29 protein-coding genes are annotated in these 26,557 nt (G+C 61.8%); 21 read left to right on the top strand and 8 right to left on the bottom strand.

Annotated elements, in window-relative coordinates; genetic code table 11:
- The first annotated feature begins 115 nt into the window (after positions 1–115).
- From eno to ispD, 3 genes are all read left to right on the top strand, one after another.
- Entirely contained in the window at positions 116–1,405 is a 1,290-nt protein-coding gene (gene eno, locus APH25_RS09675; protein ID WP_028634999.1) for a phosphopyruvate hydratase, read from the top strand.
- 155 nt (positions 1,406–1,560) lie between these two features.
- On the top strand, positions 1,561–1,842 hold the full coding sequence (gene ftsB, locus APH25_RS09670) for a cell division protein FtsB (protein ID WP_028635000.1): 282 nt from the start codon (positions 1,561–1,563) through the stop codon (positions 1,840–1,842).
- Complete coding sequence (gene ispD, locus APH25_RS09665; protein ID WP_060481754.1) at positions 1,839–2,546, top strand: 2-C-methyl-D-erythritol 4-phosphate cytidylyltransferase; 708 nt, start codon at positions 1,839–1,841, stop codon at positions 2,544–2,546. Before ftsB ends, ispD begins: the two co-directional genes overlap by 4 nt.
- A 148-nt stretch (positions 2,547–2,694) precedes the next feature.
- On the opposite strand, the gene APH25_RS09660 is transcribed toward ispD, so the two are convergent.
- Positions 2,695–3,591, bottom strand: a complete 897-nt coding sequence (locus APH25_RS09660; RefSeq protein ID WP_060481753.1) for a LysR substrate-binding domain-containing protein — start codon at positions 3,589–3,591, stop codon at positions 2,695–2,697.
- Between the two features lie 107 nt (positions 3,592–3,698).
- On the opposite strand from APH25_RS09660, the gene APH25_RS09655 reads away from it, so the two are divergent.
- The 8 genes from APH25_RS09655 to rpoS all read left to right on the top strand — a co-directional run bounded on the left by APH25_RS09655 (position 3,699) and on the right by rpoS (position 10,843).
- Positions 3,699–4,811 (top strand): S-(hydroxymethyl)glutathione dehydrogenase/class III alcohol dehydrogenase, encoded by a 1,113-nt coding sequence (locus tag APH25_RS09655; protein WP_060481752.1) that lies wholly within the window; start codon positions 3,699–3,701, stop codon positions 4,809–4,811.
- An 8-nt stretch (positions 4,812–4,819) separates the two neighbouring features.
- The gene (gene fghA, locus APH25_RS09650) at positions 4,820–5,671 is read left to right on the top strand and encodes an S-formylglutathione hydrolase (protein ID WP_060481751.1); all 852 of its coding nucleotides are present in this window, start codon (positions 4,820–4,822) and stop codon (positions 5,669–5,671) included.
- 50 nt (positions 5,672–5,721) lie between these two features.
- A complete protein-coding gene (gene ispF, locus APH25_RS09645) occupies positions 5,722–6,195 on the top strand; it encodes a 2-C-methyl-D-erythritol 2,4-cyclodiphosphate synthase (RefSeq protein WP_060481750.1) in 474 nt (157 codons plus the stop codon).
- A complete protein-coding gene (truD, locus tag APH25_RS09640) occupies positions 6,192–7,250 on the top strand; it encodes a tRNA pseudouridine(13) synthase TruD (RefSeq protein ID WP_060481749.1) in 1,059 nt (352 codons plus the stop codon). Before ispF ends, truD begins: the two co-directional genes overlap by 4 nt.
- Complete coding sequence (gene surE, locus APH25_RS09635; RefSeq protein WP_028635007.1) at positions 7,238–7,987, top strand: 5'/3'-nucleotidase SurE; 750 nt, start codon at positions 7,238–7,240, stop codon at positions 7,985–7,987. Before truD ends, surE begins: the two co-directional genes overlap by 13 nt.
- A gap of 35 nt (positions 7,988–8,022) precedes the next feature.
- Positions 8,023–8,661: a protein-L-isoaspartate(D-aspartate) O-methyltransferase gene (locus tag APH25_RS09630; RefSeq protein ID WP_161629595.1), complete on the top strand. Its 639-nt coding sequence runs from the start codon at positions 8,023–8,025 to the stop codon at positions 8,659–8,661.
- A gap of 217 nt (positions 8,662–8,878) precedes the next feature.
- Positions 8,879–9,727, top strand: a complete 849-nt coding sequence (locus APH25_RS09625) for a peptidoglycan DD-metalloendopeptidase family protein (protein WP_028635009.1) — start codon at positions 8,879–8,881, stop codon at positions 9,725–9,727.
- A 108-nt stretch (positions 9,728–9,835) separates the two neighbouring features.
- Positions 9,836–10,843 (top strand): RNA polymerase sigma factor RpoS, encoded by a 1,008-nt coding sequence (gene rpoS / locus APH25_RS09620; RefSeq protein ID WP_028635010.1) that lies wholly within the window; start codon positions 9,836–9,838, stop codon positions 10,841–10,843.
- Between the two features lie 504 nt (positions 10,844–11,347).
- Here the strand turns inward: rpoS and fdxA are convergent.
- Positions 11,348–11,671 carry a ferredoxin FdxA gene (fdxA, locus tag APH25_RS09615; protein WP_060481748.1) on the bottom strand — a complete coding sequence of 108 codons (324 nt, stop codon included), beginning with the start codon at positions 11,669–11,671 and terminating at the stop codon, positions 11,348–11,350.
- A 140-nt stretch (positions 11,672–11,811) separates the two neighbouring features.
- Complete coding sequence (gene mutS / locus APH25_RS09610) at positions 11,812–14,385, bottom strand: DNA mismatch repair protein MutS (protein WP_060481747.1); 2,574 nt, start codon at positions 14,383–14,385, stop codon at positions 11,812–11,814.
- Between the two features lie 181 nt (positions 14,386–14,566).
- Between mutS and APH25_RS09605 the strand changes: the two genes are divergently transcribed.
- From APH25_RS09605 to recX, 4 genes are all read left to right on the top strand, one after another.
- Complete coding sequence (locus APH25_RS09605; RefSeq protein WP_060481819.1) at positions 14,567–15,631, top strand: hypothetical protein; 1,065 nt, start codon at positions 14,567–14,569, stop codon at positions 15,629–15,631.
- A 57-nt stretch (positions 15,632–15,688) separates the two neighbouring features.
- Positions 15,689–16,171, top strand: a complete 483-nt coding sequence (locus APH25_RS09600; protein ID WP_060481746.1) for a CinA family protein — start codon at positions 15,689–15,691, stop codon at positions 16,169–16,171.
- Between the two features lie 103 nt (positions 16,172–16,274).
- Positions 16,275–17,351, top strand: a complete 1,077-nt coding sequence (recA, locus tag APH25_RS09595) for a recombinase RecA (RefSeq protein WP_028635015.1) — start codon at positions 16,275–16,277, stop codon at positions 17,349–17,351.
- Between the two features lie 21 nt (positions 17,352–17,372).
- Positions 17,373–17,840, top strand: a complete 468-nt coding sequence (gene recX / locus APH25_RS09590; RefSeq protein ID WP_060481745.1) for a recombination regulator RecX — start codon at positions 17,373–17,375, stop codon at positions 17,838–17,840.
- 4 nt (positions 17,841–17,844) lie between these two features.
- Here the strand turns inward: recX and APH25_RS09585 are convergent, their stop codons facing one another.
- Entirely contained in the window at positions 17,845–18,912 is a 1,068-nt protein-coding gene (locus APH25_RS09585; protein WP_060481744.1) for an LOG family protein, read from the bottom strand.
- 122 nt (positions 18,913–19,034) lie between these two features.
- Positions 19,035–19,454, bottom strand: coding sequence for a quorum-sensing-regulated virulence factor family protein (locus APH25_RS09580; protein ID WP_028635017.1), 420 nt, complete (start codon positions 19,452–19,454; stop codon positions 19,035–19,037).
- Between the two features lie 213 nt (positions 19,455–19,667).
- Here APH25_RS09580 and APH25_RS09575 point away from each other — a divergent pair, with 213 nt between their 5' ends.
- From APH25_RS09575 to APH25_RS09565, 3 genes are all read left to right on the top strand, one after another.
- Positions 19,668–20,378, top strand: a complete 711-nt coding sequence (locus APH25_RS09575; protein WP_060481743.1) for a tRNA-uridine aminocarboxypropyltransferase — start codon at positions 19,668–19,670, stop codon at positions 20,376–20,378.
- 180 nt (positions 20,379–20,558) lie between these two features.
- Positions 20,559–21,209 carry a response regulator transcription factor ErdR gene (gene erdR / locus APH25_RS09570; protein WP_028635019.1) on the top strand — a complete coding sequence of 217 codons (651 nt, stop codon included), beginning with the start codon at positions 20,559–20,561 and terminating at the stop codon, positions 21,207–21,209.
- A gap of 73 nt (positions 21,210–21,282) precedes the next feature.
- A complete protein-coding gene (locus APH25_RS09565; RefSeq protein WP_028635020.1) occupies positions 21,283–21,651 on the top strand; it encodes a diacylglycerol kinase in 369 nt (122 codons plus the stop codon).
- On the opposite strand, the gene APH25_RS09560 is transcribed toward APH25_RS09565, so the two are convergent.
- On the bottom strand, positions 21,648–22,574 hold the full coding sequence (locus APH25_RS09560) for a LysR family transcriptional regulator (protein WP_060481742.1): 927 nt from the start codon (positions 22,572–22,574) through the stop codon (positions 21,648–21,650). The two genes, APH25_RS09565 and APH25_RS09560, sit on opposite strands and share 4 nt — an antisense overlap.
- Before the next feature lie 119 nt (positions 22,575–22,693).
- On the opposite strand from APH25_RS09560, the gene fpr reads away from it, so the two are divergent.
- Entirely contained in the window at positions 22,694–23,473 is a 780-nt protein-coding gene (fpr, locus tag APH25_RS09555) for a ferredoxin-NADP reductase (protein WP_028635022.1), read from the top strand.
- Between the two features lie 84 nt (positions 23,474–23,557).
- Here the strand turns inward: fpr and APH25_RS09550 are convergent, their stop codons facing one another.
- Positions 23,558–24,079, bottom strand: coding sequence for a SprT family zinc-dependent metalloprotease (locus APH25_RS09550; RefSeq protein ID WP_256217502.1), 522 nt, complete (start codon positions 24,077–24,079; stop codon positions 23,558–23,560).
- 88 nt (positions 24,080–24,167) lie between these two features.
- The gene (locus APH25_RS09545; RefSeq protein ID WP_028635024.1) at positions 24,168–24,767 is read right to left on the bottom strand and encodes a Yip1 family protein; all 600 of its coding nucleotides are present in this window, start codon (positions 24,765–24,767) and stop codon (positions 24,168–24,170) included.
- A gap of 258 nt (positions 24,768–25,025) precedes the next feature.
- Between APH25_RS09545 and ttcA the strand changes: the two genes are divergently transcribed.
- Together ttcA and APH25_RS09535 are read left to right on the top strand one after the other, a co-directional pair.
- Positions 25,026–25,850 (top strand): tRNA 2-thiocytidine(32) synthetase TtcA, encoded by an 825-nt coding sequence (gene ttcA, locus APH25_RS09540; protein ID WP_028635025.1) that lies wholly within the window; start codon positions 25,026–25,028, stop codon positions 25,848–25,850.
- A 4-nt stretch (positions 25,851–25,854) separates the two neighbouring features.
- The gene (locus APH25_RS09535) at positions 25,855–26,526 is read left to right on the top strand and encodes a DNA-3-methyladenine glycosylase I (protein ID WP_060481740.1); all 672 of its coding nucleotides are present in this window, start codon (positions 25,855–25,857) and stop codon (positions 26,524–26,526) included.
- The last annotated feature ends 31 nt before the right edge of the window (positions 26,527–26,557 follow it).

The following is a 26,557-nucleotide window of genomic DNA, read 5'->3' as shown; positions in this document are numbered from 1 at the left end:
CTGACCATTCGGTCAGGGGCTCCCTTCGCCGGGCCTGCCATCGCAAACCCTCCCGGTGAACGGCAAGAATTCCCTAAGCTGCGTTGTTTTCGTCAATTCTGGAGTGCTTACAACAATGGCAAAAATCGTCGACATCAAAGGTCGTGAAGTTCTCGATTCGCGTGGCAACCCCACCGTGGAAGCCGATGTACTGCTCGACAACGGCATCATCGGCAGCGCCTGTGCGCCGTCCGGTGCTTCCACCGGCTCGCGCGAAGCGCTGGAGCTGCGTGATGGCGACAAGAGCCGTTACTTGGGCAAAGGCGTGTTGAAGGCTGTCGCCAACATCAACGGCCCGATTCGCGAGCTGCTGCTGGGCAAGGACCCTTCCGACCAGAAGGCCCTGGACCATGCCATGATCGAACTCGACGGCACCGAGAACAAGGCCAAGCTGGGCGCCAACGCCATCCTCGCCGTGTCGCTGGCTGCCGCCAAGGCTGCCGCCCAGGACCAGGACCTGCCGCTGTACGCGCACATTGCCAACCTCAACGGCACCCCAGGCCAGTACTCCATGCCGGTGCCGATGATGAACATCATCAACGGCGGCGAGCATGCCGACAACAACGTCGACATCCAGGAGTTCATGGTCCAGCCGGTTGGCGCCAAGACCTTCTCCGACGGGCTGCGCATGGGCACCGAGATCTTCCACCACCTCAAGGCCGTGCTCAAGGCACGTGGCCTGAACACTGCCGTGGGTGATGAAGGTGGTTTCGCGCCTAACCTGGCGTCCAACGAAGATGCCCTGGGTGCCATCGCTGAAGCTGTCGAAAAAGCCGGCTACAAGCTGGGTACCGATGTGACCCTGGCCCTGGACTGTGCAGCTTCCGAATTCTACGAAGACGGCAAGTACAACCTGTCGGGCGAAGGCAAGTCGTTCGACGCCGAAGGTTTTGCCGAGTACCTCAAGGGCCTGACCGAGCGCTTCCCGATCATCTCCATCGAAGATGGCCTGGACGAATCGGACTGGGCGGGCTGGAAGATCCTCACCGACAAGATCGGCAGCAAAGTGCAGTTGGTGGGCGACGACCTGTTCGTGACCAACACCAAGATCCTCAAGGAAGGCATCGAGAAGGGTATCGGTAACTCGATCCTGATCAAGTTCAACCAGATCGGCTCGCTGACCGAGACCCTGGAAGCCATCCAGATGGCCAAGGCTGCAGGCTACACCGCAGTCATCTCGCACCGCTCCGGCGAAACCGAAGACTCCACCATCGCCGACCTGGCCGTGGGTACTGCTGCAGGTCAGATCAAGACTGGCTCGCTGTGCCGCTCCGACCGCGTCTCGAAGTACAACCAGCTGCTGCGCATCGAAGAGCAACTGGGTGCCAAGGCGGTATACCGTGGTCGTGCCGAGTTTCGCGCCTAAGCAAGAGATGGTAAAAAGGCAGCAGCCGCCGCTGCAGGCACACGCGTACTAATGCCTGTAGCCCAACGGGTTTCTGTTTACGAAGCCTGGCCTCGGCCAGGCTTTGTGCTATCTGAGCCCCTGAACCGACAGGGTCTTTCAACCTGGATATCTTGATGCGCAGTCCTTATTGGTTGTTCCTGGTCCTGCTTTTGCTGCTGGGTGGCCTGCAGTACCGCTTGTGGGTGGGCAATGGCAGCCTGGCGCAGGTGGCCGAGCTCAAGCAGCAGATCGAAGAGCAGCACGCCGAAAACGAGCGCCTGCTTGAGCGTAACCGCGTGCTCGATGCCGAAGTGCTGGAACTGAAGAAGGGCATGGAGACCGTCGAAGAACGGGCTCGTCATGAATTGGGAATGGTCAAGGAGGGCGAGACCCTCTTCCAGTTGCCGCAGAAATGAACGCGCATCTACCGGCCTTCTGGGCCGTGATCCCGGCTGCCGGCGTGGGTGCCCGCATGGCTGCCGACCGCCCCAAGCAATACCTGGAGCTGGCCGGCAAGACTATTCTTGAGCACAGCCTCGACTGTTTCCTGGGCCACCCCACGTTAAGCGGGGTGGTGGTGAGTGTTGCCGAAGATGACCCCTATTGGCCTGGCCTGCCGTGTGCCAATGACGCGCGCATACGGCGCGCCGATGGCGGCCGTGAGCGTGCGGACTCGGTGCTGAATGCTTTGTTGCTGCTGCATGCCCAGGGGGCCTCGGACAGCGACTGGGTGCTGGTGCACGATGCGGCGCGGCCGAACCTTGCACGCAGCGACCTGGACAAGTTGTTGTCGGAGCTGGCAGACGACCCGGTGGGGGGGCTACTGGCGGTGCCGGCGCGCGACACCCTCAAGCGTGCCGACAGCAATGGCCGGGTGAGCGCTACCGTGGACCGTAGCACCATCTGGCAGGCTTACACGCCGCAGATGTTCCGCCTTGGGGCATTGCACCGGGCGTTGGCCGAGTGCCTGGTGTCTGATGTGGTAGTGACCGATGAGGCCTCGGCCATCGAATGGTCCGGCCAGGCGCCGCTGCTGGTTGAAGGGCGCAGTGACAACATCAAGGTCACGCGCCCCGAAGACCTGGAATGGTTGCGTCAGCGCTGGGCGGGTAGGCGCTGATGGTCGCTCTCCTATACTGGCCTCTTCGCGGGTGAACCCGCTCCCACATGGTCTCCACTGGGTCTGAAATCTGTGAAGTACCTGTGGGAGCGGCGGTGCGGCGATCCGATTCACCCGCGAAGAGGCCAGTATTAAGCAGCACATCCCTTCAGCCGAAACGATACTCCGGCAACCCCGTCAACCCTTGCTTCAGGTAATCCACCAACCGCCGCACCTTCGGCGACAAGTGCCGTTGCTGTGGATACAGCGCCCACACTGCCGTATTCGGCGGCTGGTGTGCCTCCAGCAGTGACACCAGCGCCCCAGTGTTCAGGTGCTCCAGCACGTAGTAGTCCGGCAACTGGCACAACCCGATCCCCTGCAGCGCAGCATCCAGCACTGCCTGCCCGCTGTTGCAGCGCCAGTTGCCTTGCACCCGTTGGCTGAGCTCGCGCCCTTCCAGCTGCAGCGCCCACACGTCCGAGCTGCCGATCAGGCAGTTGTGGCGGGCGAGCTCGGACACGCTGTGTGGCCTGCCGTAGCGTTCAAGGTAGGCAGGTGAGGCACACAGGTACATGCGCCGTGGCGCCAGGCGCGTGGCCACCAGGCGAGAATCGGCCAGGCGGCCGAGCCTTATCGCCAGGTCCATGCCGTGATGCACCAGGTCGAGGGTGTGGTTGCTCAGCTCCACGTCCACCCGCAACTGCGGGTACAGGGCCATGAAACGCGTTACCAGCGGCACGATAAACCGTTCGCCATACGCCACCGCGCAGGTCATGCGCAGCAGCCCCTTGGGCTCGCTGGCCAGGTCACCCATGGCGCGCAGCGCTTCCTCGCGGCCGTCTTGCAGGCGCTGGCAATGCTGCAAAAAAGTCTGCCCCGCCTCCGTCAGCGTCACGCGGCGGGTACTGCGGTACAGCAGGCGTGTTTGGACGCGCTCTTCAAGGCGGGCGATCTGGCGGCTCACGTGGGATGACGAAACCCCCAGGCGCTCGGCCGCCGCCGTGAACTGGCCAGACTCGGCCACCGCAACGAATTCGTCTATGCCTTCCCAACGGTTAAGCATTGATTGTCCCTGTACAGCAATAATGTTTTGAGCTGACGCTGATTATTCATCAAATGAAGGTGAATTACACTGCAGGCCATTGTTCAAGACCTGTATGGAGACCTTTGATGATCAAGTCCCGCGCTGCCGTAGCCTTCGAAGCCAAGAAACCGTTGGAGATCGTCGAAGTCGACGTGGCCATGCCCAAGGCCGGGGAAGTGCTGCTGCGCGTTGTCGCCAGCGGCGTTTGCCATACCGACGCCTACACATTGTCGGGCGCCGACCCGGAGGGCATCTTCCCGTCGATTCTGGGCCATGAAGGTGGCGCAATCGTCGAAGCGGTAGGCGAGGGCGTCACCTCGGTTGCCGTTGGTGACCACGTGATCCCGCTGTACACCCCTGAATGCGGCAAGTGCAAGTTCTGCCTGTCGGGCAAGACCAACCTGTGCCAGGCCATTCGTGCCACCCAGGGCAAGGGCCTGATGCCAGACGGCACCACGCGTTTCTCGTACAAAGGCCAGCAACTGTTCCACTACATGGGCACCTCGACCTTCTCCGAGTACACCGTGCTGCCGGAAATCTCTGTGGCCAAGATCCAGAAAGAAGCCCCGCTGGAGAAGGTCTGCCTGCTGGGCTGTGGCGTTACCACCGGCATCGGCGCGGTGTTGAACACCGCCAAGGTCAAGCCGGGTGATACCGTCGCGGTCTTCGGCCTGGGCGGCATCGGCCTGTCGGCGATCATCGGCGCGGTCAAGGCCAAGGCCTCGCGCATCATCGCCATCGACATCAACCCGGCCAAGTTCGAGATCGCTCGCCAGCTGGGTGCTACCGATTGCATCAACCCGAAGGAGTACGACCGCCCGATCCAGGAAGTCATTGTCGACCTTACCGACGGCGGCGTGGACTTCTCCTTCGAGTGCATCGGCAATGTCCAGCTGATGCGCGCAGCGCTGGAGTGCTGCCACAAGGGTTGGGGGGAGTCGGTGATCATTGGCGTCGCCGGCGCCGGGCAGGAAATTGCCACCCGTCCGTTCCAGCTGGTTACCGGCCGGGTATGGCGCGGTTCAGCGTTCGGTGGGGTGCGCGGGCGCAGCGAGCTGCCGAGCTACGTCGAGATGTCGCAGAACGGCGAGATTCCGCTGGACACCTTCATTACCCACACCATGGGCCTGGAAGACATCAACAAGGCGTTCGACCTGATGCATGAAGGCAAGAGCATTCGCAGCGTCATTCATTTCTGAGGTTTGCCATGAGCCTGGACAACATCTCCTGCCAGAAAAGCTTCGGCGGCTGGCACAAGCGTTACCGGCATCACTCCAAAGTGCTGGGCTGCGACATGGTGTTCGCTGTGTACCTGCCGCCACAAGCGGAGCAGGGCGCCAAGCTGCCGGTGCTGTACTGGCTAAGCGGCCTGACCTGCACCGACGAGAACTTCATGCAGAAGGCCGGTGCCCAACGCCTGGCTGCGGAGCTCGGGTTGATCATTGTGGCGCCCGATACCAGCCCGCGTGGCGAGCAGGTACCGGGCGACCCCGACGGTGCCTGGGACTTCGGCCTGGGCGCCGGGTTCTACCTGAATGCTACCCAGCAACCCTGGGCCCAGCACTACCGCATGCATGACTATGTAGTGCAGGAGTTGCCCGCGCTGATCGAGGCACACTTCCCCGCGTCGGGGGAGCGCAGCATCAGTGGCCATTCCATGGGCGGGCACGGCGCGCTGGTGTGCGCCTTGCGCAACCCGGGGCGCTACCGCGCGGTATCGGCGTTTTCACCCATCAGCAACCCCATGGATTGCCCGTGGGGCGAGAAGGCGTTCAGCCGCTACCTGGGGGAAGACCGCGCCCGCTGGCGCGAGTGGGACGCCAGCGTGCTGCTGGCCGAAACCCCGGCCGGGCAGTGCCCACCGTTGCTGGTGGACCAGGGCGACCGCGATGATTTCCTGGAAAAGCAGCTCAAGCCTGAAGCACTCGAGCAGGCTGCGCGCAAAGGCGGTCACGACCTGACCTTGCGCCTGCAACCTGGCTATGACCACAGTTATTACTTCATTGCCAGTTTCATCGAGGACCACCTGCGCCATCACGCCGCGGCATTGGGGCGCTAGCCTGCAAATACAGGTAGAATCACGCCCTGACTCATTCAGGGCGTTTTTCTATGCGTATTGGCCACGGCTACGATGTGCACCGTTTCTGCGACGGTGATTTCATTACCCTGGGCGGGGTGCGTATCCCCCACAAATACGGCCTTCTGGCCCACTCTGATGGCGACGTGCTGCTGCACGCCGTGAGCGATGCGCTGCTCGGGGCTGCGGCCCTGGGCGATATCGGCAAGCACTTCCCCGACACTGACCCGCAGTTCAAGGGCGCGGACAGCCGTGTGCTGCTGCGCCATGTGCTGAGTGTGGTCCAGGCCAAGGGCTGGAAGGTGGGCAACGTGGATGCCACCATCGTCGCCCAGGCGCCCAAGATGGCGCCGCATATCGACACCATGCGCCAACTGCTGGCCGACGACCTGCAGGTTGGCCTCGATCAGGTCAACGTCAAGGCCACTACCACCGAAAAACTGGGCTTCGCAGGCCGCGAGGAGGGGATTGCCGTGCATTCGGTTGCCCTGCTGCTGCCAGCATGACCGAACAGGAACTGCTGGGCCCGCGCGCATCGGGCGAACCCCTGGGCAGCGCCGTACTCAAGGCGGTAGCTGAAGACTTCCAGGTGGATGAAGTGCTGGATATTCCGTTGTCCGGGCAGGGCGAACACCTGTGGCTATGGGTGGAAAAGCGCGACCTCAACACCGAGGAGGCCGCTCGCCGCCTGGCCCGTGCTGCGGGTGTGCCAGCGCGTGCTATCAGCTACGCAGGGCTCAAGGACCGCCAGGCGCTGACCCGCCAGTGGTTCAGCCTGCACTTGCCTGGCAAGGCCGACCCGGACCTGTCGCGGGCCGAAGATGCCAGCCTGCGCGTGCTCAAGCAGGTGCGCCACCAGCGCAAGTTGCAGCGTGGCGCCCACTCCGCCAACGGTTTCACCTTGCGCCTCACGGCCCTCAAGGCAGATCACCAGGCCATCGATGCGCGTTTGGCGCTGCTCAAGCAGCAAGGGGTGCCCAACTACTTCGGTACCCAGCGCTTCGGTCACGGCGGTAGCAATGTGCAGGATGCCCTCGAGTGGGCGGCACGCAAGGCCCTGCCCGAGCAGCGCAACGTGCGCTCGCGGTTGCTCTCGGCCGGGCGCAGCTATCTGTTCAACCAGGTGCTGGCTGCGCGCGTGGCCCAAGGCAACTGGGACCAGGCGCAGGTAGGCGATTTGCTGGCCTTCACCGATAGCCGCAGTTTCTTCCCGGCGGGTGAGGCCGAATGCAGTGACCCACGGCTGGCGGTGCTCGACCTGCATCCCACCGGCCCGTTGTGGGGCGAAGGCGCGTCACCCGCTGCTGGCGCCTGCGCAGGCCTGGAAAATGCCATCGCCGCGCGTCAGCCAGCACTATGCCACTGGTTGTCGCAGGCGGGCATGGATCACGAACGGCGCATCATGCGGCTCCCTATTGGCGGCCTGACGTGGCATTATCCCGAGCCTGATATCCTGCAACTGGAATTCGTCCTTCCGGCCGGATGCTTCGCCACCGTAGTAGTGCGCGAAGTGGTGGATCTGGTGCCGGCAGGGCAGACGGACAGCCCATGCGTATTCTGATTTCGAACGACGATGGTGTTACTGCACCCGGCATCGCCGCGCTGCACGCTGCGCTGGCGGATTACGCCGAGTGCACGGTAATCGCCCCTGACCAGGACAAGAGCGGCGCCGGCAGTTCGCTGACGCTGGACCGCCCGCTGCATCCCGTGACCCTGGCCAATGGCTTCATCAGCCTCAATGGCACGCCCACCGACTGTGTGCACCTGGGGCTCAACGGCCTGTTGCCGCAGGCGCCCGACATGGTGGTGTCAGGCATCAACCTGGGCGCCAACCTGGGCGATGACGTGCTGTACTCCGGCACGGTCGCAGCGGCGCTCGAGGGGCGTTTCCTGGGTGGCACATCGCTGGCGTTCTCGCTGCTGTCTCGCCAGCCCGACAATTTGCCGGCTGCCGCCCACATCGCCCGTCGTTTGGTAGAGGCACAGTCGCGCCTGGTGTTGCCACCGCGTACCGTGCTCAACGTCAACATCCCCAACCTGCCGCTGGAGCGCATCCGCGGCATCCAGCTGACCCGCTTGGGGCACCGGGCCCGGGCGGCGGCCCCTACCAAGGTGGTCAACCCGCGTGGCAAGGAAGGCTACTGGATCGCCGTGGCCGGTGACGCCGAGGATGGCGGCCCGGGTACCGACTTCCATGCGGTCATGCAGGGGTATGTGTCAATAACGCCGCTGCAGTTGGACCGCACCTTCAGTGATGCCTTCGAGCAGCTCGATGGCTGGCTGGAGGGGCTGCTTTGATGCGCGAAGACGATATGCTGCGGCGCGGTATCGGCATGACCTCCCAGCGCACCCGGGAGCGGCTTATCCAGCGCCTGTGCGAAGAGGGTGTATCGAACACCCAGGTGCTGGATGTCATCCGTCGCACGCCCCGTCACCTGTTCGTTGACGAGGCCCTGGCCCACCGGGCCTATGAAGACACCGCGCTACCGATCGGGCACAACCAGACCATCTCGCAACCGTTCATGGTCGCGCACATGAGCGAGTTGCTGCTTGAAGCCGGGCCGTTGGACAAGGTACTGGAGATCGGCACCGGCTCTGGCTACCAGACCGCCGTGCTGGCGCAACTGGTGGAGCGGGTTTTCTCGGTTGAGCGCATCAAGGTGCTGCAGGATCGCGCCAAGGAGCGTCTGGTTGAGTTGAGCCTGCGCAACGTGGTGTTCCGCTGGGGCGATGGTTGTGAGGGCTGGCCGGCATTGGCGCCCTACAACGGTATCATCGTGACGGCGGTGGCGCCGGAAGTGCCCCAGGCGTTGCTGGACCAGCTGGCACCCGGTGGGCGCATGGTGATCCCTGTAGGGCCTGCCGGCGAGGCTCAGCAGCTGATGCTGATCGTGCGTGAAGAACATGGCTTCTCGCGCCGGGTTCTGGGCGCGGTGCGTTTCGTGCCGTTGCTGAATGGGCCTGTGGCCTGAACCGCCGGCCTTACCGGCGGGCTATTTTTACAACAGCAGCGAATTCTTGCCGCGTCGTCCTGTCTATCAGGCGGTACGCACAGGTTGCGCCGGGCTATGATCGGCCTTTGCAGCAGCGTGTTGCATCTGCCTGGGAATGCCGGCGAGCTTCGTTATAATTGCAATACTATTGCATTTCTTGTTCAAAGAAGATTTCGGCACCATGAGGGGAGCGCGGGTGGTTCACACAGTCTTTCGGCAGCGCAAGGACAGCTCGGCTTTCAAGCTCGTGGTGCTCGCCATGGCCCTGGGCGCGCTGCTGGTGGGGTGCTCCAGCAGCGGTAGCAACAACGCACGGGTGGTCGACCGCAACAGCGCTGCGCCCAAACGGCCCACGGTGACGTCCGGGCAATACGTGGTCAAACCGGGTGATACGCTGTTTTCCATCGCTTTCCGCTATGGCTGGGACTACAAAGAGCTGGCCGCCCGCAACGGTATCGCACCGCCCTACACCATACGCCCCGGCCAGGCCATTCGTTTCAGCACGGGTGCGTCGGGCAGCACAACGGTGGTTGCCAGCCCGTCTTCCTCCAGCCGCACCACCGTGACCCGTCGTCCGGTGGGCACCTCGCCGGCGGCCCCTGCCAGCACTACCAAAACCGTTACTACGACCACTGCCCCCGTGGTGGCTACGGTGCCCGCTGCAGAACGTGCGGTGGGTGGCTGGACATGGCCGGCCAATGGGGTGCTGATTGGAAAATTTGCTTCAAACGGTAGTTTGAATAAAGGCATTGATATCGCTGGTGATTTGGGACAGCCTGTTTTTGCTGCGTCGGGTGGTACAGTGGTCTACGCCGGGAGTGGTTTAAGGGGCTACGGCGAGTTGATCATCATCAAACACAGCGATACCTACGTCAGTGCCTACGGTCACAACCGCAGGCTGTTGGTTCGGGAGGGGCAGCAGGTCAAGGCAGGGCAGTCGATTGCTGAAATGGGGTCCACAGGCACAGACAGGGTGAAGCTGCATTTCGAGATTCGCCGTCAGGGCAAGCCCGTCGATCCTCTCCAGTTCCTGCCACGTCGTTGACCGTTGTACCGGCCTGTTTCCCGTGACGTAGAGGGGACAGGCTCCAGCGCTGCCAGGGATACAGGTGCCGCTTGAGTCTGAGTTCGAACTCAGCAAAGGACTATAACAATGGCTCTCAGTAAAGAAGCGCCGGAGTTTGACATCGACGATGACGTCCTCCTCATGGAGACGGGTATCGTTTTGGAAACGGATGTGGTGTCAGACGAACCTGCTGTATCCTCGGTTCGGACCAGGGCCAAGTCGGGCCCTTCGCTCAAACAACACAAGTACATCGATTACAGCCGGGCGCTCGATGCCACTCAGCTGTACCTCAACGAGATCGGCTTCTCGCCCCTGTTGTCGCCGGAAGAGGAAGTGCATTTTGCGCGGTTGTCGCAAAAAGGCGACCCTGCTGGCCGCAAACGCATGATCGAAAGCAACCTGCGCCTGGTTGTGAAAATTGCCCGCCGTTACGTGAACCGTGGCTTGTCGTTGCTCGATCTGATCGAGGAGGGCAACCTGGGGTTGATCCGTGCCGTTGAGAAATTTGACCCGGAGCGTGGTTTCCGCTTTTCCACCTACGCCACATGGTGGATTCGCCAGACCATCGAGCGGGCGATCATGAACCAGACCCGCACCATCCGCTTGCCCATCCACGTGGTCAAGGAGTTGAACGTTTATTTGCGTGCAGCCCGTGAGCTCACCCAGAAACTGGATCACGAGCCTTCGCCGGAAGAAATCGCTACCCTGCTGGAAAAGCCCGTTGCGGAGGTCAAGCGTATGCTTGGTCTCAACGAGCGGGTATCGTCAGTCGACGTCTCGCTGGGGCCGGACTCAGACAAGACCTTGCTCGATACGCTCACCGACGACCGCCCGACCGATCCTTTCGAACTGCTCCAGGACGATGATCTGTCCCAGAGTATCGATCAGTGGCTGGGTGAACTGACTGATAAACAACGCGAGGTAGTAGTGCGTCGTTTTGGCCTGCGTGGCCACGAGAGCAGCACGTTGGAAGATGTCGGGCTGGAGATCGGCCTGACCCGTGAGCGCGTTCGGCAGATCCAGGTAGAAGGGCTGAAGCGTCTGCGCGAAATCCTCGAGAAGAACGGCTTGTCCAGCGAGTCGTTGTTTCGATAAGCAGCTGCTGCTTTACCCCTGAAACGCCCCGGTATGCCGGGGCGTTTTCGTGTGTGAGGTAATCACTCGAATATTCCCCAACCCCTAACAGAGTCACTCAACGCCTACAGGTTGCAGCTCGGCGTGTAAGTGTTTGCTTACTCGTCGCGTAAGCCATGTATGCGAGGGGGAGTAAATCATTGTCGTTTTCAGTCTGTCTATTTTTACAAGTGGCTGAAAAGTATGATGTTTTTACCTGTGAGGAAATGTATCCAACGCAACATTGTGAGAGCTTTGCCGGTTGCCTCCCTCAGCCGAATCGCTAGTATTCGAACTGTGCACACGGACATGCACAGGCCTTCAGGAAGAAAGCCAGGGACATCGCAAGAAGCGATTTCATCAGGACGATGTTCAGGACAAGCAGGGACTACGGAAAAAAATGTGGGCGGGTCAAACCGCCCCTTTTTTTTGCCCGCTAGAAAGCAAAAAAGGCCCTGCAAGGGCCTTTTTGTATTGCGCTGCTGCTTAGCGTTGCAGGTCGGCAATTTTGCCGGTCTTGCCATCCCATTCCTCTGCGTCGGGCAGGGCGTCCTTACGCTCGGTAATGTTCGGCCAGATCTCTGCCAGCTCGGCATTCAGCTCAATGAAGTTTTCCATGCCCGAAGGCACTTCGTCTTCCGAGAAGATGGCTTGCGCCGGGCATTCAGGTTCGCACAGGGCGCAATCGATGCACTCGTCCGGGTGAATGACCAGGAAGTTCGGGCCTTCGTAGAAGCAGTCCACCGGACAGACTTCCACGCAGTCGGTGTATTTGCATTTGATGCAGTTGTCGGTGACGACGAAGGTCATTTCTAATTCTCTCCTCAGGCGACGGCGGCGGCCCTTCCTCTTGGGGCCGCGCGGTTTACGGGTACATGGCTGCAGGCCAGGCTAATAACCTGCAGCACCAGCAAACCGCGGCGGATTCTACCAGCTTGTAGTGGACGCCGTTATAACAGGTTCTTTAGTTGATATAGCATTTCGATAGCTTGACGCGGGGTCATGTCATCCAGCTGCAGCTTGCCCAGCTTCTCGATGGCTGGGTGGGGCAGGCTGGCGAACAGGTCGCTCTGGTGCGGCACCTGTGGCGCGCCCTTCGGACCCGGCACAGCAGGCGGTTCATGGGGCAGGCTGTTGGTTTCCAGGCGTGCCAGGTGCTCCCGTGCGCGCTGGATGACAGCAGTGGGTACCCCGGCCAACTGCGCCACCGCCAGGCCATAACTCTGGCTGGCCGGCCCGGGCAGCACATGGTGCAGGAACACGATGCGTTCATTGTGCTCGGTGGCGTTAAGGTGCACGTTGGCCACCAGCGGCTCGCTGTCGGGCAGTACCGTCAGCTCGAAGTAGTGGGTGGCGAACAAGGTATAGGCACGCAGGCGCGCGAGGCGCTCGGCCGCTGCCCAGGCCAGCGACAGGCCGTCAAACGTGCTGGTACCGCGGCCGACTTCGTCCATCAGCACCAGGCTGCGGTCTGTAGCGTTATGCAGGATGTTGGCCGTTTCGCTCATCTCCACCATGAACGTGGAGCGCCCGCCAGCCAGGTCATCGCTGGAGCCGATGCGGGTGAAGATCCGGTCTACCGGCGACAGTTCGCAGCTGGCTGCCGGTACAAAGCTGCCGATGTGGGCCAGCAGCACGATCAGCGCGGTCTGGCGCATGTAGGTGGATTTACCGCCCATGTTCGGCCCGGTGATCACCAGCATGCGTGTGTTGTCGTCCAGGCCCAGGTCGTTGGCCACGAACGGGGTGGTGAGCACCTGCTCGACCACCGGGTGACGGCCCTGCTCGATGCGCAGGCAAGGGTGGTCGACGAAGCGTGGGCAGTTCAGGTCCAGGTTCAACGCGCGCTCGGCCAGGTTGCTGAGCACATCCAGTTCGGCCAGGGCTGCGGCGCTGTCCTGCAGCGGCGCCAGGTGGCTGATGAGGGTTTCCAGCAGGGCGTCGTAGAGCATCTTTTCGCGGGCCAGGGCCCGGCTCTTGGCCGACAGCGCCTTGTCCTCGAATGCTTTCAGCTCGGGGGTGATGAACCGTTCGGCGCCTTTCAGCGTCTGGCGGCGGATATAGTCGCCCGGCGCTTGTTCTGCCTGCTTGGTGGGCAACTCGATGAAGTAACCGTGCACGCGGTTGTAGCCGACCTTGAGGTTGGCCAGGCCAGTACGGGCTTTTTCACGGGCTTCCAGGTCGATGAGAAACTGACCGGCGTTTTCGCTGATCGCCAGCAGGTCATCCAGCTCGTTGTCATAGCCAGCCTTGAGCACACCGCCATCACGGATGACCGCAGGTGGGTTGTCCACGATCGCCCGTTCCAGCAGGCTGGCAAGCTCCGGGTAGGTGCCGGTAATGGCAGCCAGACGCGCCAGGTGAGGGGCTTCCAGTTCGGCCATGGCGTTCTGCAGTTCGGGCAGTGCGCCCAAGGCATCTCGCAGGCGGGCGAGATCGCGGGGACGTGCGTTACGCAGGCCGATGCGCGCCAGAATACGTTCGATGTCGCCGATTTCCTTCAACTGCGGTTGCAGTTTTTCGAACCGGTAGCCGTCGAGCAGGCATCGGATCGAATCCTGCCGGGCCTGCAGCACCTTGAGGTCGCGCAGCGGCCGGTTCAGCCAGCGGCTCAGCAGGCGGCTGGCCATGGCGGTCTGGCAACGGTCGATCACCGATTGCAGGGTATTGTCACGCCCACCCGCCAGGTTGATGTCCAGCTCCAGGTTGCGGCGGCTGGCACCGTCGAGGATCACGGTGTCGTCCAGGCGTTCATGGCGCAGGCTGCGCAGGTGCGGCAAGGCGGTCCGCTGGGTTTCCTTGGCGTAGGTCAGCAGGCAGCCAGCGGCGCCGATGGCCAGGGTCAGCTTGTCGCAGCCAAAGCCCTTGAGGTCCTTGGTCGCAAATTGCTGGCACAGCGCCTTGCGCGCGGAGTCGCGGTCGAAGTCCCAGGGCGCACGGCGGCGAGCCCCCGGGCGCTTTTCGGCGGGCAGGTCGCGCGGCCAGTCGTCCGGGATCAACAGTTCCACCGGGTTCAGGCGTTCCAGTTCGGCCAGCAGGTTTTCCCAGCCCTTGAGCTCCTGAACGCTGAAATTGCCACTGGTGATGTCCAGCACAGCCAGGCCGAACAGGCGGTCATCGCCCAGCAGCGCGGCAATCAGGTTGTCGCGCCGCTCGTCCAGCAGCGCTTCGTCGCTGACTGTGCCGGGCGTGATGATCCGCACCACCTGGCGCTCGACCGGCCCTTTGCTGGTGGCCGGGTCGCCGATCTGTTCGCAGATCACCACCGACTCGCCCAGCTTCACCAGCTTGGCCAGGTAGCCTTCCAGCGAATGGAACGGCACGCCGCACATGGGGATGGACTGGCCGGCTGACTGACCGCGGGCGGTCAGGGTGATGTCCAGCAGGCTGGCGGCCTTTTTCGCATCTTCGTAGAAGATCTCGTAGAAGTCGCCCATGCGGTAGAACATCAGCTGGTCCGGGTGCTGGTTCTTCAGCTTCCAGTACTGCTGCATCATCGGGGTGTGTGCGGAAAGATCAGACATTCGGGGCCTTACAGCGGGTGATCTGGTTGGCGATGGTAAACCCGCAATGGTACAGCCTTTTTGCTTGCCATGCAGGCGCCCGCAAGTGGGCAAATCGGCGCAGTTGGCGCTCGGGGGTGGAGCCAGGCCACATCAAGCTTTAGAATGGCGAGCCCCGATGAAGACCCAAGCCGCTATTTGCATGAATGTCTCCACGCGCGTTTCTTTTGTAGACCAGCAACTTATCTACCTTCTGTACGGCAAGCGTCGTACCTATCAGTTAGAGGCCAAGTTCAGCATTCTCAGCGCCTTGGCGCGCTGTGAGCCCGGCCAGTGCCCCGTTATCCGTGTGCTTACCGACGAGCCCCAGGCATTTGCCGGGTGGCCCGTGGAAGTGGTCAGGCTGGACACGCAGACCCTTCAAGCCTGGGCGCCCGATGGCAGTTACACCCATCGGCGCAAGGCCTGCGCCATTGCCCAAGCTTGCCAATGGGCACAAAAAACCATTTTCATCGACACCGATACGGTGTTTCTGCAACCTGTGCAGCGGCTCTTCGAACAGGTGGGTGCCGACCAGTTCCTGATCGACGAAGTGGAGTCGAGCTGGGCTAAAGCCTCGCGCAAGCGCCATTACCGCGCCCTCGCCCGCGGGTTGGCGGCGACAGGCCAGTTGCCACCCGACGACCTGCAGCTGTGCAACAGTGGGGTACTGGGCCTTGCGCATGAAAACGCAGCCGTTGCCCAGCGGGCGATCGCCCGGATCGACGACTGGGCCGCCTACAGCCGTGAGCTGCTGACCATCGAGCAGATTGCCTTTTCGTTTGAAATTTATGGCGCGCGCATCAATCAGGCACGGGGTTTGATCAGCCATTACTACGCCATGAAACCGTACCTTCATGCCATCCAGGACGTGTTCTTTGCCCGCCATGGCGAGGGCTTTCATGCCGACATGCCGGCCTTGGCGCTGCAGGTGCCAGCGTACCGCCCGCTGCCCTCGTGGCTGATGCGCGTTGGTGTGAAGCTGAGCCTGCTGCGCGTGCCTCGTGAACTGCGTGGCGTTGCCCGCAAGCTGCTTTACGGCAGTGCGATCAGTGGTGATGAGTATTTGCAGGCCTGCAAGGTGGTGTGGTGGCGCTCGGCGATCGACGACATGCGCATGCTCGGCGGCCTCGACTGGACCAATGGCTGGCCTGCAGGGCTGCCGCGGCTCAAGCGCAGGGATGAGCGCGTCATCAGCAAGATTGCGCGGGAAAGCCTGAACGTTTGACCGGCCAGTGGCTCTACCAGGATGGTAGGGTAGCGCCCACTCTTTCAGGAGCCTGTCATGGACCCGATCACCACGCTCGCCACCCAACTGGGCGAACACCTGCAGCGCACTGGTGCGCAGGTGAGTACTGCCGAATCCTGCACCGGCGGCGGTATCGCCGAGGCCATCACCCGCATCGCCGGCAGCTCGGCATGGTTCGAGGCCGGTTACGTGACCTATTCCAATGCGCAGAAAACCCGGCAGTTGGGCGTGCCTGAGCAGTTGTTCGGGCAGGTCGGGGCGGTGAGCCAGGAGGTGGTCGAAGCCATGGTGCGCGGGGCGCAAGCCGCCAGTGGCGCACGTTTTGCCGTTGCGGTCAGTGGGGTGGCCGGCCCTGGCGGTGGTTCGCCCGCCAAGCCGGTGGGTACCGTATGGCTGGCCTGGGGCGATGGCAGCCGCGTGGTCAGCATACGCCGCCAGTTCGACGGCGACCGCGAGGCGGTGCGCCGGCAGACTGTGATCGCCGCTTTAGAAGGCTTGTTACAGCTTGCCCCGCGGTAAATCGACGACAGGGGTTTGCGTAGGCGCTGGCCTGTGGAATAATACTGGCTACTTATACAGGTATCCCGGCCGTCAGGGCCAAGTCGAACACGTGAGGATTTCAATGGACGACAACAAGAAGCGCGCCTTGGCTGCGGCCCTGGGTCAAATCGAACGCCAATTCGGCAAGGGCGCGGTCATGCGCATGGGCGACCACGAGCGCCAGGCCATCCCCGCCATTTCCACCGGCTCCCTGGGGCTGGACATTGCGTTGGGCATCGGCGGTTTGCCAAAAGGCCGTATCGTCGAAATCTACGGCCCGGAGTCGTCGGGTAAAACCACGCTGACGCTGTCGGTCATCGCCGAAGCCCAGAAAAGCGGCGCCACGTGCGCGTTCGTCGACGCCGAGCACGCCCTGGACCCGGAATACGCCGGCAAGCTGGGCGTCAATGTCGACGACCTGCTGGTCTCGCAGCCAGACACCGGCGAGCAGGCCCTGGAAATCACCGACATGCTGGTGCGCTCCAACGCGGTTGACGTGATCATCGTCGACTCCGTAGCTGCGCTGGTGCCGAAGGCGGAAATCGAAGGCGAAATGGGTGACATGCACGTGGGCCTGCAGGCTCGCCTGATGTCCCAGGCCTTGCGCAAGATCACCGGTAACATCAAGAACGCCAACTGCCTGGTGATCTTCATTAACCAGATCCGGATGAAGATCGGCGTCATGTTCGGCAGCCCGGAAACCACCACCGGTGGTAACGCCCTGAAGTTTTACGCATCGGTGCGTCTGGACATCCGCCGTACTGGCGCGGTCAAGGAAGGCGATGAAGTGGTGGGTAGCGAAACTCGCGTCAAAGTGGTGAAGAACAAGGTTTCGCCGCCGTTCCGCCAGGCTGAGTTCCAAATTCTTTACGGTAAGGGTATTTACCGTAACGGCGAGATCATCGATCTGGGCGTATCCCAAGGGTTGGTCGAAAAGTCGGGTGCCTGGTACAGCTATCAGGGCAATAAAATCGGTCAGGGCAAGGCCAACGCCGCCAAGTACTTGCAAGAAAACCCAGCCATCGGCAACGAGATCGAGAAGCAGGTTCGCGACAAATTGCTCACCGCAGGCGCCGCTGCCGCCGCAGCTGCGGCTGGCAAAGCTGCAGCCGCAAAAGCTGACGCCGACGACATGGCTGACGCCGACGCTGGTTATTGATCGCGCGGTCGTTGCTAAATTATGCCCGCCGTACTCGACACCCCTGTCGCCATTCGGCGGGCTGCCATGGACCTGCTCGCGCGACGTGAGCACGGTCGCGTTGAACTGACACGCAAGTTGCGCCAGCGTGGTGCAATGGACGAGCTGATCGAGCCTGAGCTTGATCGGCTTTGCGATGAAGGGCTGCTAAGCGAAGCCCGGTACCTGGAAAGCTTCATCAGATACCGTTCAGGCTCTGGTTATGGCCCGGCGCGCATTCGCGAAGAACTTGGTCAACGTGGGTTGGCTCGAACTGATATCGAGCAGGCACTGCGTGAAAGCGAAGTGGATTGGGGGGAGCGCTTGCGGGATGTCTGGCAGCGCAAATTCGCCGGCCAGCGCCCGCAGGACCCGCGCGGTCGTGCGCAGCAAACACGCTTTCTGGCCTACCGCGGCTTCCCTCTTGATATGATCGGTCGCTTGCTCAGCGGGCGCGATTTGGACGACTGACGTGTTATATCAGCCAGTTCTCCGGCAGGTTGATGAAGTTCACCAGCTCTCTTAACCGACCCTGGTCGCGACCGGTAAAGGCGAAGGACAGGCGGGTGAGGTGCCCGTAGTCGGCCGTTTCATGTTCGGCGCTGCTGTCGGGCTGCTGTTCAAATTCCCCGTTCATGCACAAGTCCGCGAAGGTTTCCCGTATGTCCTGGAGTGCGGCGGCACTCAGCGCGTGTTGCATACGAATCACGAACTGGCTCTTCAACCAACGGCTTGAATGGTAATTGCGGTAGAACTGGTTGATTTCCTCCACCGCCTCATCAGCTGTATGCACCAGGCGGACCAGCTTCAGGTCGCCGGGCAGGATGTAGCGGTTTTCTTCGAGTTGATTGCGGATGAAAGCCAGGCAATCGCGCCAGAAGGTGCCGTCGGGTGAGTCCAGTAGTACCACGGGTACCAGCGGGCTTTTGCCAGTCTGGATCAAGGTCAGCACCTCAAGCGCTTCGTCCAGTGTGCCAAAGCCGCCAGGGCAGAGCACCAGCGCATCGGCCTCCTTGACGAAGAACAGCTTGCGGATGAAAAAGAAGTGGAAAGGTAGCAATTTGTCCGTGCCATCCACCGTGGCATTGGCATGTTGCTCGAAGGGCAGGGTGATGTTGAAACCGAGGCTGTGATCGCTGCCGGCACCCTCGTGCGCTGCGGCCATGATGCCGCCACCGGCACCAGTGATTACCATCAGGTCCGAGCGTGCAAGGGTGGCGCCCAGTTCGCGGGCGATAGCGTACATCGGGTGCTGCAGTGGCGTGCGCGCCGAGCCGAATACGGTGACTTTGCGGCGGCCCTTGTACCGCTGCAGGGCACGGAAAGACTGGTCAAGTTCACGCAGTGCCTGCGCTGTGATCTTGGCGCTCCAGCGGTCGGCATCGTCATGAGCCATGCGCAGAACGGTCAGCATCATCTCGCGGTACAGCGGCAGGTTGGGGCTGGTGGGTGCCACGAGTTGCAACTGTGCGTCGATGTGGCTGAGATCGATGTTGTTGTCGCGGAAATGGCCGGAAAGCAGTTCATTCGATTGATAAGGCATGCAACTTCTCCTTCTGCACCCTCTCAATCTAGCCGGTTGCGCGGCATCATGCCCAGCCGCAATGGCTGCCGGTCAGCCGGCAATGGGCGCCGTGGCGCCCAGGCAACCGGCCAATGCGGCCATTACTTCTTCTTGTTGCCTGCTACACAGCTGGCGCTGTCGAAGGCTTGATCCATCACAGGCTGGTTGGTCTTGTACACGGTAAAGCGGTAGACCATCACGGCACCCTTGGACATCAGGTTGCGGAACCCGCTGTTGCGGCACACGCTGTCGCCCAATTGGCTGCGAACCTGCTCGGGGTTGGCTTGCATGCGCGCAGCATGCTCGCCACGCACGCTCAGGTGGTTGATCAAGGCCTTGCCTTCAACGGTGTAGCCTTGGTCGAGAATGTCTTCATTGATGGCGCGGGGCGTGCCGACGCTGCTTTCCTTGGCGACCTTCTGCAGCATCTTGTTGAGGTCGTAGTCCTGCTTGGAAGCCGCCTGGGCTGCCAGGGGCAGGGCGAGCATCAGGCTCAGGGCGGGGGCGATGAGGCGCAGCATGAATCTCTCCTGTTCGGTGACTGGCGCTTGGACATGCATGCATCTGCGGCGTTCCGTGAGCACCGCACGGCGCCTGTGCCTGGCATAAAGCGGCGATTATAGGGGGCGCGTCGCCCGCTGCACAGCAATGGGTGGCGCTTCTGTTAAACTGCACGCCGTTTTTGCTCGAGCTATTACCGTGCCTATTTTCAACCTGCCTGGAGGCCTGCCGGCATGAGCCACGCGGTAGCGCGCCTGCGTGCCGAACGCCTGGCCCGCAGTAACAAGCCCTTCGTTGCCCGTGGATCACGGGCGCAACGCTGCCCCGATTGCCGGGTAATCGCCACGCACTGCCTGTGTGCCTGGAAGCCCAAGGTGCAAGCCGAGTCAGGGATTTGCCTGTTGATGCATGACACCGAGCCATTGAAGCCCACCAACACTGGCTGGCTGATTGCCGACCTGATCGAGGACACTTCCGCCTTTGGCTGGCTCCGCACCTCGGTCGACGAGGGCTTGCTGGCATTGCTGGACGACCCGCAGTGGCAGCCCTATATCGTCTTTCCCGGTGAATTCGTTGCTGAACAACGTGTGGTCAATGAAGTGGTGCGCGAGCCCGGCAAGCGCCCGCTGTTCATCCTGCTGGATGCCACCTGGACCGAGGCGCGCAAGATGTTCCGCAAAAGCCCGTACCTGAACCGCTTTCCGGTGCTGAGCCTGCAGGCCGAGCAGATGTCACGCTACCGCTTGCGCCGTTCCCGGCGTGATGACCACTTCTGTACCGCCGAGGTTGCGGCCATGTGCCTGGACCTGGCCGGGGACGCGGTAGCCTCCCAGGCGCTGGATGCCTACCTGGATGTCTTCAGCCTGCATTACCTCAGCGGCAAGCGGCGGGTGCCGCTGGACGAACAGGATGACACCCATCGCCGTTTGCATACCTTTCTATAGTCCAAGGGGCATGCCCCGGGCTTTGGTTCATAATGATGGGGCCGGGCAGCCAGGACAGGCGAGACGGCAGGGCGGCTGGCTTGCCTTCCTGGGCCGCGCTCGGCATCCTTGGCGCCGATTCCCCGCCGGGCAGCCCCGTTTGAGACCGGGCGCCGGGTATAGAACAGGATCACTAGATCGATGGCCACGTACGAAATCCTGATTGCCGATGACCACCCGCTGTTCCGCGGTGCCTTGCGCCAAGCCGTAACGCTTGGCCTGGGCCCGGACGTTCGCCTGGTAGAGGTTGCCAGCATCGCCGAGCTGGAAACCCGCCTGAGCGAAAAAGCAGATTGGGACTTGGTGCTATTGGACCTCAACATGCCAGGCGCCTATGGTTTCTCCGGGCTGGTGCTGCTGCGCGGGCAGTACCCGCAGATACCTGTGGTGATGGTCTCTGCGCAGGAAGAGGCCGCCGTGGTGGTCAAGTCTCGCGAATTCGGCGCCAGCGGGTTCATCCCCAAGTCAAGTACCCTGGAGGTGATCCAGGACGCCGTGCGCAAGGTGCTGGACGGTGAAGTATGGTGGCCGCCCCAGGCGTTCGAGAAGGTTGATGTGCCGGCCGAGGCCAAGGCCGCCAGTGCAGGCCTGGCGAGCCTGACGCCGCAGCAGTTCCGGGTGCTGACGATGGTGTGCGAAGGCCTGCTGAACAAGCAGATCGCTTACGAACTGAGCGTATCCGAAGCCACCATCAAGGCCCATGTCACGGCCATCTTCCGCAAGCTGGGCGTGCGTACGCGCACCCAGGCCGCGCTGTTGCTGCAACAACTTGAATCGGTTGCCAGCACCTGACTGCGCGTGGCTTCACGCTTTTTTGACCCATGCCGGTCTAGTCTGCTGGCCTTTTCGTTGTTAAGCGACCCTCATGACTCCATCACCCTTCAAGGGCCAGACCGGCCTTAAACGTATCCTGAATGCTGCTGGCTATTCGCTGGACGGGCTGCGCGCCGCATTCAAGGGCGAAGCGGCATTTCGTCAGCTGGTACTGCTCAACGTGCTGCTGATCCCCATCGCCTTCTGGCTGCCGGTCAGCCGTGCCGAGCGGGCGATCATGATCGCTGTCTGCTTGTTGGGCTTGATCGTGGAGCTGTTCAACTCGGCGGTAGAGGCAGCCATCGACCGCATTTCACTCGAGCGCCACCCGCTGTCGAAAAATGCCAAGGACATGGGCAGCGCTGCGCAGTTCGTGTCGCTCAGCATGGTGGCGCTGGTGTGGGGCGTGATCCTGCTCTAGGCGATAGGCGGCAACACGATTTCATCACTGCGGGTGACGCCGGCAGTGAAGTTGCGGCACAGCTGCAGGAACTCGCGCATGGCCGATGTCTGGTATTTCTGCTTGTGCCAGATGAAGTAGAACTGGCGCATCAGGTCCAGCTCCGGGGTTTCCACGGCAACCAGGCTGCCCCGGCGGAATGCATCGCGCAGCGCCAGGCGCGAGATGCAGCCGATGCCCAGGCCAGACTCCACCGCACGCTTGATGGCCTCGGTATGCTCCAGCTCAAGGCGGATATCCAGGTGAGAGCGGTGGTGTCGCATCGCCTGATCGAACGTCAGGCGCGTGCCTGAACCCTGTTCGCGCAGAATCCAGGCCTCCCCGGCCAGCGTCTGTACATCGGCACGGCCCTGTTTGGCCAGCGGATGCTGCGGCGCGCAGAACACCACCAGCTCATCCTCCACCCAGGGCTGGACCTCAAGGTCTGGATGGTTGCAATCGCCTTCGATCAGACCCAGGTCAATTTCATGGTGAGCAACCTGTTGCACGATATGCGCAGTGTTTTGCACGTGCAGCTTCACCTGGCTTTCCGGGTGAAGTTGCATGAAGCTGCCGATCAGCAAGGTGGCCAGGTAGTTGCCAATGGTCAGCGTGGCGCCCACGGCCAGCGAGCCGAAGCCGGACTTCCCATTGAGCAGGTCTTCGATTTCCTTGGCCTGGTCAAGCAGGGCGACAGCCTGAGGCAGTAACTGGTGCCCCAGCGCATTGAGGCTCAGGCGCTTGCCCGCGCGGTCGAACAGCTGGCAGCTGCACTGGCGCTCGAGTTCGGTGATGGAAGTGCTGGCAGCAGACTGCGACAGCGCAAGCAGGCTGGCTGCTCGCGACACGCTCTGGTGCTGGGCGACGGCCACGAAGACCTGAAGTTGACGAAGTGTAAATCGCATATCGATATAACCGATAACACATATCTTGATAATTCAGTTAACAGATATTGTCGCTGCCCCTAAACTATCGCGCAACTACGCGCCCTCTGCGCCGCGTCTTTTTTCAGGAGCCCCTTTAGATGAGCAACATGAACCACGAACGTGTCCTCAGTGTGCACCACTGGAACGACACCCTGTTCAGCTTCAAGTGCACCCGTGACCCGGGCCTGCGCTTCGAGAACGGTCAGTTCGTGATGATCGGCCTGCAACAAGACAGCGGCCGCCCGCTCATGCGCGCCTACTCCATCGCCTCGCCGAACTGGGAAGAGCACCTGGAATTCTTCAGCATCAAGGTGCCGGATGGTCCACTGACCTCCCAGCTTCAGCACCTGAAGGAAGGCGATGAAATCATCATCAGCAAAAAGCCTACCGGTACGTTGGTACTCGATGACCTGAACCCGGGCAAGCACCTGTACCTGCTCAGTACCGGCACCGGCCTTGCGCCTTTCATGAGCGTCATCCAGGACCCGGAAACCTACGAGCGTTTCGAAAAGGTGATCCTGGTACACGGCGTGCGCTACGTGAACGAGGTGGCCTACCGTGAGTTCATCACCGAACACCTGCCACAGAACGAGTTCTTCGGTGAAGCGGTACGCGAAAAACTGATTTACTACCCCACCGTTACCCGCGAGCCGTTCGAGAACCAGGGCCGGCTGACCGACCTGATGCGCAGCGGTAAGCTGTTCAGCGACATCGGCCTGCCGCCGATCAACCCGCAGGACGATCGTGCCATGATCTGTGGCAGCCCCAGCATGCTCGACGAGACCAGCGAAGTGCTGGACAGCTTCGGCCTGAAGATTTCCCCGCGCATGCGTGAGCCAGGTGATTACCTGATCGAGCGCGCCTTCGTCGAGAAGTAAGGCGCAGGCGGGTACAGGAAGGTGGCCTCGGTGCCACCTTTTTCGTGCCTGGGCGGCTGGCGTGCCAGCTAGCGCACGACCTCTCTATTCCAGCCGCGTTTCACCGCTATACACCAATATCCCCCGGCACCGTTTGCACAAGTAGCGCCGCCCCTGGCGAACCAGCGTGTGCCGCTGGGCCGTGAACGGGAAATCACTCTGCGGGCATGGGCAGCGGTAGATGTACCGGGTCGCCAGGCGGCGCTCGATTGCATAATTGTGGCAGCGGCTGGGCGGCAGTTCGTACACGCCGCGCATGATCAACTGCCACTCCTGGCCATGAGCCTGAATGCTGTCGCCGAACAATTGGTGGGCCACCAGGTGCGCGACCTCGTGCGCCACCGTCTGGCGTAGAAAATCTTCCTGGTTTTCTCGGTACAGCTGCAGGTTGAAGCGCAGTTTGTTCTCGTGAAGGTGGGCGACCCCGGCTTTTTGCCCGCGCAGTTTGAAGTTCACTTCCGGGCGGAGGAAGGGGCGTTTGAAGAAGGTTTCCGCTTGCTGGTAACAGGTTTCGACGCGTTGGATAAGCAGCTCGGGCATGGCGCAATGGTTCTCCTGGCCCGTCATTATGCCGCAACCGCGGGGAGGCCGCCGAGCCACCTGTCAGCGCGCCCCGAGGCCTTTGGGGGGGCCGGGCAGCGCGCTGACACCCGCTCTAGTTGGTATAGACAGGCCCTACACCCAAGCCCCAGATGATGACAGTGGCCGCCATGATCGCCACCAGCACCACCAGCCCTACCGCCAGGACGGAGCTGGAAAACAGAAAACCTTCATCCTGCGGGATGTTCATGAAGGTCGGCAGGCCCACGTACAGTAGATACACCGTGTAGCAGATAGCCGCTGTGCCCACCAGCATGCCCAGCCATAGGTGTGGGTAGAGCGCCGCCAAGCCGGCAATGAACAGTGGGGTGGCGGTGTAGGTGGCAAAGGCCGTGCACTGGGCCATGGACGGATTGGCATCGTAGGTACGTGCCATCCAGTGGATAAAGGCCGCCATCACCGCCACCCCGGCGAGCATGGCGACATAGGACATGATGCTCATCCAGAGTGCGCTTTGCAGGGTCAGCATCACCGCTGGCCGGTCGCCGATCACCCAGCCAACCTGGGTAGTGCCAATAAATGCCGAAAGGGCGGGTATCGCCGCCAGTATCAAGGTATGGGTCAGGTACATGTGGCTGATGGTTTCGTCTTCGCCACGGATTTCCCGCCATTCCCGGTCGGGGTGGGTAAATAGCCCAACGACGTGATGAATCATGCCGGTCACTCCTCTGAATGTTGCCAGTCGCCCTCTATGGAGCGCAGCGGCCCGGGGCCTGAACACCGAGCGAGCGGGACGTTGGCCCTATCACGCAGTATAGGAAGCGGTGACTCGATCAAGGCAGCACCTTTAGAGCAAATCGCACTCGCACGCCTGCTGCTGATTACCGTGAAGTCTTTGTCGGAATGCCTACAGTGCTGGCGCATTTGTGCGTAAAATAGCCGGCTTTTGTCACACCTCGCGGATTCAAGCGCTATGGGCACCCTCTCGGTCAACCAGAACAAACTGCAAAAACGCCTGCGTCGTCTTGCCGGCGAAGCCATCACCGACTACAACATGATCGAAGATGGTGACAAGGTCATGGTCTGCCTGTCCGGCGGCAAGGACAGCTACACCATGCTCGACGTTCTGTTGCACCTGCAGAAGGTGGCGCCGATCCAGTTCGAGATCGTCGCGGTGAACATGGACCAGAAGCAGCCAGGCTTCCCTGAACACGTGTTACCTGCGTACCTGAAGGCGCTGGGCGTCGAGTACCACATCGTCGAGAAGGATACGTACTCGGTGGTCAAGGAGTTGGTGCCGGAGGGCAAAACCACCTGTTCGCTGTGCTCGCGCCTGCGCCGTGGCACCCTGTACACCTTCGCCGATGAAATCGGCGCAACCAAGATGGCGCTCGGTCACCACCGCGACGACATCGTCGAGACGTTTTTCCTCAACATGTTCTTCAACGGCGCCCTCAAGGGCATGCCGCCGAAGCTGCGCGCCGATGACGGCCGCAACGTGGTCATCCGCCCGCTGGCCTACTGCAGCGAGAAGGATATCCAGGCCTACTCCGACATGAAGGAATTCCCGATCATCCCGTGCAACCTGTGCGGTTCGCAGGAGAACCTGCAGCGCCAGGTGGTCAAGGACATGCTGGTGGAGTGGGAGCGCAAGCACCCAGGCCGTACCGAGAGCATCTTCCGTGCGATGCAGAACGTAGCGCCGTCGCAGTTGGCCGACCGCAACCTGTTCGACTTCACCAGCCTCAAGATCGACGAAACCGCTGCGCCCCGTTTCCTTGATGTGGTGAACATCTGAACCTATGCGCGATTACCAGTGGTTGCACGAGTTCTGCCTGAATCGCTTTGGCTCCGCCCAGGCCCTGGAGGCTTTTCTGCCGCAGCCGCGTACACCAGCGCAGTTGCGTGAAATAACCGACGACCGTTATCTGTCCACGCTGGCGCTGCGTGTGTTCCGGGCCGGGCTCAAGCACAGCCTCGTGGATGCCAAGTGGCCAGCATTCGAGCAGGTGTTCTTCGGTTTCGATCCGGAGAAGGTCGTGCTGATGGGGGCCGAGCACCTGGAGCGGCTGATGCAGGACACGCGCATCATCCGCCACCTGGGCAAGCTCAAAAGCGTGCCGCGCAATGCGCAGATGGTGTTGGACGTGGCGAAGGAGAACGGCAGCTTTGGTGCGTTCATCGCCGACTGGCCGGTTAACGACATCGTCGGGCTATGGAAGTACCTGGCCAAACAGGGCAACCAGCTGGGCGGGCTGTCGGCGCCGCGGTTTCTGCGCATGGTGGGCAAGGATACCTTTGTGCCCACCGACGACATGGCGGCAGCGCTGATCGCGCAGAAAGTGATCGACAAGCCGCCGACCAGCCAGCGCGACCTGGCCCTGGTCCAGCAGGTTTTCAACCAGTGGCACGCCGAGAGCGGGCGGCCGCTGTGCCAGTTGTCAGTGATGCTGGCGCATACTGTCAACCATTGAGGCCGCCGGGGCTGCACCGCAGCCCCCTGAA

The organism is Pseudomonas sp. NBRC 111119 (genome assembly GCF_001320125.1).
GTDB lineage: Bacteria > Pseudomonadota > Gammaproteobacteria > Pseudomonadales > Pseudomonadaceae > Aquipseudomonas > Aquipseudomonas parafulva.
The sequence above is the reverse complement of the archived record's forward strand: the minus strand, read 5'-3'. Positions and strand labels throughout refer to the sequence as shown.